At 63.8% G+C, this 8,678-nt stretch carries 7 protein-coding genes; 3 read left to right on the top strand and 4 right to left on the bottom strand.

Annotated elements, in window-relative coordinates:
* Positions 1–36: 36 nt before the first annotated feature.
* The 3 genes from ADADOO_RS15960 to ADADOO_RS15950 are packed head-to-tail and all read left to right on the top strand — an operon-like array spanning position 37 to position 3,238.
* The gene (locus tag ADADOO_RS15960) at positions 37–1,161 is read left to right on the top strand and encodes a phosphatidylglycerol lysyltransferase domain-containing protein (protein ID WP_511278496.1); all 1,125 of its coding nucleotides are present in this window, start codon (positions 37–39) and stop codon (positions 1,159–1,161) included.
* Positions 1,162–1,193: 32 nt separating this feature from the next.
* Complete coding sequence (gene thrC / locus ADADOO_RS15955; RefSeq protein WP_511278495.1) at positions 1,194–2,621, top strand: threonine synthase; 1,428 nt, start codon at positions 1,194–1,196, stop codon at positions 2,619–2,621.
* Positions 2,618–3,238 (top strand): SAM-dependent methyltransferase, encoded by a 621-nt coding sequence (locus ADADOO_RS15950; RefSeq protein ID WP_511278494.1) that lies wholly within the window; start codon positions 2,618–2,620, stop codon positions 3,236–3,238. Before thrC ends, ADADOO_RS15950 begins: the two co-directional genes overlap by 4 nt.
* Here the strand turns inward: ADADOO_RS15950 and ADADOO_RS15945 are convergent.
* The 4 genes from ADADOO_RS15945 to ADADOO_RS15930 all read right to left on the bottom strand — a co-directional run bounded on the left by ADADOO_RS15945 (position 3,235) and on the right by ADADOO_RS15930 (position 8,622).
* Positions 3,235–3,372 carry a hypothetical protein gene (locus tag ADADOO_RS15945; RefSeq protein ID WP_511269706.1) on the bottom strand — a complete coding sequence of 46 codons (138 nt, stop codon included), beginning with the start codon at positions 3,370–3,372 and terminating at the stop codon, positions 3,235–3,237. The genes ADADOO_RS15950 and ADADOO_RS15945 overlap by 4 nt on opposite strands.
* A 66-nt stretch (positions 3,373–3,438) precedes the next feature.
* A complete protein-coding gene (gene nadC, locus ADADOO_RS15940) occupies positions 3,439–4,302 on the bottom strand; it encodes a carboxylating nicotinate-nucleotide diphosphorylase (protein ID WP_511278493.1) in 864 nt (287 codons plus the stop codon).
* A gap of 33 nt (positions 4,303–4,335) precedes the next feature.
* Positions 4,336–5,859, bottom strand: coding sequence for an NAD(P)H-hydrate dehydratase (locus tag ADADOO_RS15935; RefSeq protein ID WP_511278492.1), 1,524 nt, complete (start codon positions 5,857–5,859; stop codon positions 4,336–4,338).
* A 9-nt stretch (positions 5,860–5,868) separates the two neighbouring features.
* Complete coding sequence (locus ADADOO_RS15930) at positions 5,869–8,622, bottom strand: ATP-binding protein (RefSeq protein ID WP_511278491.1); 2,754 nt, start codon at positions 8,620–8,622, stop codon at positions 5,869–5,871.
* Positions 8,623–8,678: the final 56 nt, after the last annotated feature.

Genomic DNA, 8,678 nt, shown 5'->3' with positions numbered 1-8,678 from the left:
GGTGCCATCGTGATCGATTTTTCCGTTGTTGGCTGAGTGATTTTCACCGCGAGCCTGACCCTGCTTGCACTGGTGTGCAGCGCCGTTCTGGCGCTGAGCGGGGTGGGTTCGCCGTTGGCGGTAGCGCATCTGGCGTTTGCCGTCGGCATCGTGCCGCTGATCTTCGCGGCGATGATGCATTTTGTGCCGGTATTGACGCGCACCGGTGGGCCTAATCGTCATCTGGCAAAGCTGCCATCGGCCGCTCAGGCAACCGGGCTGGCTGCGGTTGCCGGCATGCAGGGCTGGCTGCCCTCCGGTGCGGTTTACCTGGCTGCCACGGTCGACCTGATTTTGGTGGCCATTTTGCTTAACTGGATTGCGCTCCGGGCACGGGCGACGCTGGGTTCGCCGCACCCCGGCTGGCGCTGGTACGGGGCAGCACTCGGCTGCCTGATGCTGGCCCTCTCGGCGATTGTGCTAATGCCGGTCTGGCCGTCGCATTGGCAGGCTCTGCGGATTTTTCACCTGCATCTCAATACGCTTGGCCTGGTTGGTTTGGCGGCGCTCGGTACTGTGCCCGTGCTGCTGCCAACCGCCTTGGGGCTGGCCGATCCCGAGGCGGGAAGCTGGCTGCGCCGGCGTTTATGGCTGGTGGCGTCGGGGGCTCTGATCGTGGCCACCGGTGCCGCCATCTACTGGCCATTCGCGGCCCCCGGCACGGCCCTCATGCTGGTCGCGGCGCTCGGCCTGCTTGGGCAATGGGGGCGCCGTTTCGGCATCTGGCCGTTGCTGCGCGACGGTGTCAGTGCTTCGCTGCTGGCGGCGGTCTGCGGGCTGCTCCTGACGCTGGTAGCCGGGCTGCTGCACGGCGCCGGGATTCTTGCGACGCGGCCATCCCTGCTGGCCTGGGCGAGCGGTTTCCTGCTGCCCCTGGTGAGCGGGGCGCTGAGCCAGTTGCTGCCAGTCTGGCGCTGGCCCGGCCCACAGACGCCGGAGCGCCTGCTGATGCGGCGGAAACTGGCGTCGTCCGGTTCGGTACGGGCCGGGTTGTTCCTGTCGTCAGCGCTGGCCTTGCTCGCGGGGTTCGACGTGCTCGGCGCGGCGCTGGTGGCATGCGGCTTGGCGCTCTTTGTTAGCGCCGTGCTGCAAGCCGTGCGTGTCTCACGGTCGACGCGGTAAAATCACGGCTTTTCGCCTTTCAGGTTTCCGCCATGCGCTACATTTCGACCCGCGGTCACGCCGCGCCCCAGTCCTTCTGCGACATTCTGCTCGGTGGCCTGGCGCCCGATGGCGGCCTCTATCTGCCGGAAAACTACCCGCAGATCAGCCGGGCCGAACTCGACGCTTGGCGATCGCTGTCGTATGCCGACCTGGCCTACGAAATCCTGTCCAAGTTCATCACCGACATTCCGGCAGCCGACCTCAAGGCGCTGGTCGCCAAGACCTACACCGCCCAGGTTTATTGCCACACACGCAACGGCGGCGATGCGGCACAGATCACGCCGCTGACCAAACTCGAAAACGGCCTCTACACGCAGGAACTGTCGAACGGCCCGACCCTGGCCTTCAAGGACATGGCCATGCAGTTGCTCGGCAACCTGTTCGAGTACGTGCTCGACAAGCGCAACGAGTCGATCAATATTCTCGGCGCCACTTCCGGGGACACCGGCTCGGCGGCCGAATACGCCATGCGCGGCAAGCACAACGTCAAGGTCTTCATGCTCTCGCCGGACGGCAAGATGAGCGCCTTCCAGCGCGCACAGATGTATTCGCTGCAGGATGCCAACATTTTCAACATCGCCGTCACCGGCTTGTTCGACGACGCGCAGGATATCGTCAAGGCCGTCTCCAACGACGCCGCCTTCAAGGCCAAATACAAGATCGGCGCCGTCAATTCAATTAACTGGGCGCGCGTTGCGGCGCAGATCGTCTATTACTTCCAGGGCTATTTCCTGGCCACGAAATCGAACGACGAGCAGGTCGCCTTTGCCGTGCCGTCGGGCAACTTTGGTAACATCTGCGCCGGCCACATTGCCCGCCAGATGGGCCTGCCGATTGCCGAACTGGTGCTCGCCACCAACGAAAACGACGTGCTCGACGAGTTCTTCCGCAGCGGCGTCTATCGTCCGCGCACCGCCGCCCAAACCAGCATCACCTCCAGCCCGTCGATGGATATTTCCAAGGCCTCCAACTTCGAACGCTTCGTATTCGATCTAGTCGGTCGCGATCCGGCCGTGGTCAAGGAACTGTGGGCAAAAGTAGACAAGGGCGAGGCCTTCGACCTGTCTGCCACGGTCTACTGGAAAAACTTGCCCAAATTCAAATTCGTTTCTGGCAAGAGCACGCATATCGACCGCATCAACACCATCCGTTTCGCCCAGGGCCGCTACAACGTCATGCTCGACACGCACACGGCTGACGGCCTCAAGGTGGCGCTCGAGCATCGTTTGCCGAACGTCCCGATGATCGTCCTTGAAACCGCCCAGCCGGCCAAGTTCGAGGAAACCATCCGCGAGGCGCTGGGCACCGAGCCGGTACGACCGGCCGATCTGGCCGGTATCGAGAACCTGCCCCAACGCGTCGTGGTCATGGCGCCGGACGTTGCTGCCGTCAAGCAATTCATCGTCGAGCGCGTGTGAGCTTCGACCACGAAGCCTTCTGGTCGGCCCGCTATCGGGATGTCGGCGAGGGGTACCTGTTCGGCACGGCGCCCAACAAGTTTCTCGCCGCGCAAGCGGAGCGCTTCGGTGACGGCATGCGCGTGCTTTCCGTTGCCGATGGCGAGGGGCGCAATGCCGTCTGGCTGGCCGAGCAGGGCTGTCAGGTAACAGCCTCCGAGATTTCGCCGGTAGCCCTGGAGAAGGCAGCCAAACTGGCCCGTGGCCGGAATGTCACGGTCGACCTCGTGCCGGCCGATATTTTGAACTGGGACTGGCCGCGGGAAGAATTCGACGCCGTGGTCGGCATCTTCATCCAGTTCGCCACGCCGGCCGAACGACCGCGCCAGTTGGCCGGCATGAAACAGGCAGTGAAATCGGGGGGCTTGCTGTTCCTGCAGGGCTATACGCCCAAACAGCTGGAATACAAGACGGGCGGGCCGTCAGCGGTGGAAAACCTGTACACCGCGGAGATGTTGCGCGAGCACTTCGCTGACTGGGAAATCGTCTCGCTCCATGAGCATGAGGACACGATTGAAGAAGGTTCAGCCCACATTGGTCGCTCGGCGCTGATCGACCTCGTCGCGCGCAAACCCTAGAGGTAGATGACGGCCGGAAAGACGGCTACGGCGAGAACCAGTACCAGCCATTCGAGGTTGCGCCGGGCAAGGAAGCCCGTGAAGTGCAGGACCAGGATGAAAATGGCGACGACGTAGAACAGCGCAAACAGCATCTAGAAATCCCCTGATTGTTTTTGGATCTTAGGACGTCGGATTATGACGACAATCCGTTCAGAATTCTAGCCGACGAAGCGCATCGAGAGATCGAGCGCCTTGACGTCCTTGGTCAGCGCGCCGACTGAAATCCGGTCGACGCCGGTTTCGGCGATGGCGCGAATGGTCTCCAGCGTGACGTTGCCGGAGGCTTCGAGAATGGCGCGGCCGGCGTTGATGGCGACGGCTTGGCGGAGCAGGTCGTTGGCAAAATTATCGAGCAGGATCATCGTCGCACCGGCGTTCAGGGCCTGATCCAGTTCGTCGAGGTTCTCGACTTCGACCTGAATGAACTTGCAGCGATCGGCCGCGCCAGACGCTACTTTGCGTGCTGCATCCATCGCTTGGGCGATGCTGCCGGCCGCGTGGATATGGTTTTCCTTGATCAAAATGGCATCCCACAGGGCCAGCCGGTGATTGCCGCCACCACCGGCGCGAACCGCATATTTTTGGGCGATGCGCAGGCCGGGCAGGGTCTTGCGCGTATCGACGACCTGCGCCCTGGTTCCGGTGACCGCATCGGCGTAGAGGCGCGCCTTGCTGGCCACCGCCGAGAGCAGTTGCAGGAAATTGAGGGCGCTGCGCTCGGCGGTGAGCAGGGCGCGGCCATTGCCGGCGATGTCGCAGAGCAGTTGATTGGCTGCAATACGCTCGCCATCGGCGGCATGCCAGGTGACGACGGCTGTCGGGTCGCAGCACCGGACGCATTCGTCGAACCACGCAGTGCCGCAGAGCACGCCCGGTTCGCGGCAGATGACGGTGGCCCTGACCTGGCGTTCACCAGGGACAAGGCTGGCGGTCAGATCGCCGGGGCCGACATCTTCAGTCAGGGCGATGGCAACGTTGCGGGAAATTTCGGCGGCGAGCGGGTAGTCGAAGGCGATGGTCATTGCGGGATTCAGGATGCGGTTAAGGGCGCGATTTTACAGGCCACCGTTGCCGGCCACCCATTCGTTGAAGAGCGTGCGCGCGGCGTCGATAACTTCGCCAGCGGTCAGGCCAACCGGCCCGATGCCGCTGGCGACGAGGCGATCGGCCGCTGCGCCGTGCAGATGAACGCCGGCCAGCAGCGCCATTTCGGGTGGCCAGTTCTGGGCGAGCAGGGCGACGATCAGTCCGCTCAGCACGTCGCCCATGCCGGCCGTGGCCATGCCCGGGTTGCCGGTTGAATTTAGCCAAAATTTCCGGTTGACCGCGCCCCGAAGGAAGTCCCCTTGGGGGATAGCAATCACCGTTCCGCAACCTTTGAGGGCGACATGGCAGCGATAGCGACCGGCCAGATCCCCGGTGGCCTTGATCCGGTCACTCTGGATGTCGGCAACCGAGCAGCCGAGCAGGCGCGCCGCTTCGGCCGGGTGCGGGGTCAGGATGGCCGGGCAGGGTCGTTTGGCCAGCGTGCTTTCGAGATGTCGGTCTTCGGCCAGCAGGTTGAGCGCATCGGCGTCGAGGACGAGCGGGATGGGAGTTCTGACTGATTGTTCGAGCTGGCGCAGGGCTTCCGATGAACGCCCCAGCCCGGGGCCGCAGGCCAGCGCCTGGAGGTCGGCTTGGAGCACGGTGTCGGCCCGGCGCATCATGAGTTCCGGCTGGAGCAGGTCGACGGCCGGGGCGTCGGCGTCGAGCAGCCCGAGATAGACCCGGCCGGCGCCCAGCTTGAGCGCCGCGCGGCCGGCTAGCAAGGCGGCGCCGACCATGGTCTGGTCGCCGCCGAGAATGCCGGCGCTGCCGAAGCTGCCTTTGTGCGTGTTGTTGCGGCGTGGCTTGAGATGGGCGCGGAAGGTGGCCAGGGTGACGATGTGGCCATCCGGCTCGACCTCGTCGGCCGGATTGAGGGCTAAGTCGGCGACGCGAATCTCGCCGCAGCAGTCGGGGCCGTCGGCGGTGAGCAGCCCGGGCTTGCCGGCGATGAAGGTGATGGTGTGGCTGGCTTCAATGCATGGGGCAAAGGCGACGCCGGTGTCGGCGTTCAGCCCGGACGGGCAATCGAGTGCGAGCAGCGGGCAGTTGTCGCGGACGGCCTGCCGATTGGCCGTAGTGATCGACTCGGCGTAGCTGCCTGCCGGGGCGCGCGTCAGGCCGATGCCGAACAGGCCGTCGATGATCAGCGACCAGCGGACATCGTCGGGAATCGCCGTGATCGTCGCGCCACCGGCGGCGATGAAGGCTTGGCGAGCCACCGCCGCATCGGCCGGGAGTTTCCCTGGATCGCCGGCAAAAACCAGGCACACGGCAAAGAAGCGCTGGCGCAGCAGGCGCCCCACTTCGAAGGCGTCGCCACCATTGTTGCCCGGCCCGGCGAGGATGAGGATGGGACGGTTCCGTTCGCCGGCGAGACTGACCGCCCAGTCGGCGGCGGCCGCTCCGGCGCGCTGCATCAGGGCATCATGGGCGTGAAGGCTTTCGATCTGGCGCAGGCTGGGTGAGCGGTAAAGGGTGGGCGGATTCATGACAGGATTCTAGCGTTTAACACGCTTGAGAATCATCGCGAACAGGGCGTCCGGATCAATCGGTTTGGTGATGTGGTCGACCATGCCGGCGGCGAGGCAGGCGGCGCGTTCTTCGGCCAGGGCGTGGGCGGTCTGGCCGATGATTGGCAGATCGGGAGCGAGTTGGCGGATCGCCCGGGTGGCGTCGAGGCCGTTCATCACCGGCATCTGGATGTCCATCAGCACGGCATCGTAGGCCTGCGCGCCATGCTGGCGAATGGCGTCGACGGCTTGCTGGCCATCCTCGGCAAAGTTTGCCTCGGCGCCAACGTCGGCGAGGATTTCGCCCATGATGAAGCGGTTGATGTCGACGTCTTCAGCGACCAGAATCCGCAGGCCGGCCAGAATTTGCGATGGGGCGGCGTCGACCGCAGTGCTTTCCGCGGCGGGGGTGCGGGCGACGGGCACTGCCCGGTAGGGCAGGCGCACGGTAAAACAGCTACCGACCTCGGGCCTGCTATCGACGCTGATCGTGCCGCCGAGCAGGCGAACGAGGTGATCGGTGATGGCCAGCCCGAGGCCGGTGCCGCCGAAGCGCCGGGTGGTTGAATTGTCGCCTTGCTCGAAGGGGTTGAAGATGTTGGCGATCTGCTCCGGCGAGATACCGATGCCGGTGTCGGATATGCGGAAACGCAGATGGTCGCCGTCGAGATCCGCTTCGAGGCGGACGCTGCCTCTGCTCGTGAACTTGACGGCGTTGGAGAGCAGATTGAGCAGGATCTGGCGCAGGCGCAGGGCGTCGCTGCGGCATTGCGCCGGCAGATTGTCGGCCTGTATCAGGCGGAAATCGAGGCCCTTGCCGGCGGCGCGTTGCTGCAGCATCTCGACGCTTTCATCGAGAATGACATGAAGGTCGACCGGCACGTCCTCGATCTTGAGCATGCCGGCCTCCATCTTTGAAAAATCGAGGATGTCGTTGATGATGCCGAGCAGCAGCTTGCCGGAATGCTGGATTTTGATCAGCGCGTCGTTGGCCTTGCTGCCGCTTTCAGTGGCGCGCAGCGCAATGTGGGTCATGCCCAGCACGCCGTGCAGCGGGGTGCGGATTTCATGGCTCATCTTGGCCAGGAATTCGCTCTTGGCCATGGCCAGGCGAATGGCATCGGCCCGCGCCAGTTCGAGCGCGGCGGTGCGTTCGTCGACCAGTTGTTCGAGATGGTCGCGATAGCGCGCAATTTCGGCATCCTTGCGCGCATGTTCGGCGATGGCGTGGCGCAGGTCATTCTCCATTGCCTTGATGTCGGTAATGTCGGCGACGAAGCCGCAGAAAATGACGTCGTTGTTGGCCACCGCTTCCGGGACGGCCCGAATGAGCAGCCATTTGATCTGGCCATCGGGCATGCACAGGCGGTATTCGTGCCGCCACGGAATCAGGTTTTTCGCGGCCGCATTGAGCGAGTCGATAAAGACCTGGTAGTCATCCGGATGGACCATCCGGCGCAAGCTGTCGGTACTCTCCCGGACCTCCTCCGGCGTCACGCCGTAGAGATCCATGATCGCATCGCTGGCAAATGGGAAGCTGCCATGTCCGTCAGCATGCAGGCAGTACTGGAAGACGACGCCCGGCACTTCGGCGACGATCTGGCGCAGGCGGTTGTTGGCGGCATGCTCGGCGGCCCTGGCCTCGTCGGCGATGATGACTTCGAGCAGCCCGTTGAAGGCGGTGGTCAGTTGCCCGATTTCGTCATTCTTGTGGACGGGTAGCGCCTGGCGCGGCATTCTGCCGTTGCTCATCTGCGCCAGCCGCTGCGAGGTTTCGGCCAGTGGCCGGAACTGCCGACGCAGCCACCACCAGCACAGGATGGCGAGGACCAGGGTGAGGCCGGATGAGACCATGATGAGATGTTGCTCGACGGCGCCGATGGGGGCGAAGGCCTCGGCGGCGGGCAGGACCGATTGCATGAGCCAGCCGGTGGTCGGTATCTGTTTGCTCGACGATAGTTCGAGCACACCCCGCGAGCTGCGGGCCAGGCCGGAGCCTTCGTAGCCGTCGATGTAGCTGTCGTACACCGCGTTGACGCCGCGGGGCGGGCCGCTCTTGAGTAGTCGGCGTTTGTCCGAGGCGGTGACGTAGCTGCGCGTTTTGGGTGCAGTGATCAGGAAATCGCCCGTTACGCCGTACTTTGTTGCGCCAATCTGGTCGAGAAAGTTGGGCTGGTGCAGGTTGGTGACACCGACGACGCCGCCGATCACCTTTTTTTGTGCATCGTGGATCGGCGCCATGATGGCAAAGACAGGCTGCTGGCTGTGTTCGCTGAAGAGCGGGTCGGTGATGGTTGGACCGGCGCCGCTCAGGACATCCCTGATGCCCGGGTAATCGAGAAAGTTGACACCGGTGCGGTTGAGTTGGCGCGGAATGCTGGCCACCGCTATTCCCCGGTGATCGAAAACGATCAGGCCCCAGTTGAAAATGCTCTCGGGGAGCGGGTGGCGTTCAAGCGAAGCCTGGGCTTCCGGCGAGTCGGCCAGCCGGCTGATGCGATATCCATCGGCGATGGTCCGGACGATTTCCTGTCGTTCGCGAATCGAGCGGTCGAGTTCGTTGGCAATCACCGAAACTGTCGAGAACTGTTGCCGGGAGATTGTCGTCTCCATGTCGCGGCGCAGGGTGTGGCCCAAGGCTAAAACTGCGCTCCACAGAATGAGCAGACCGAGCAGCAGAACGCCGAGGGTGATGCGCGTTTGCAGCGATCGCAAATCGAACGGTGCGAGCAGTTTCTTCATTGCGTTTTCTGGAGCCTTCTGTTTTTTTGCCAGCTTACGGCGTCAGCCGGGATTGC

The sequence above is a fragment of the Azonexus sp. genome (assembly GCF_036170495.1).
GTDB lineage: Bacteria > Pseudomonadota > Gammaproteobacteria > Burkholderiales > Rhodocyclaceae > Azonexus.
Note: the sequence above shows the minus strand (reverse complement) of the source record. Positions and strands in the feature narration are given on the sequence as shown.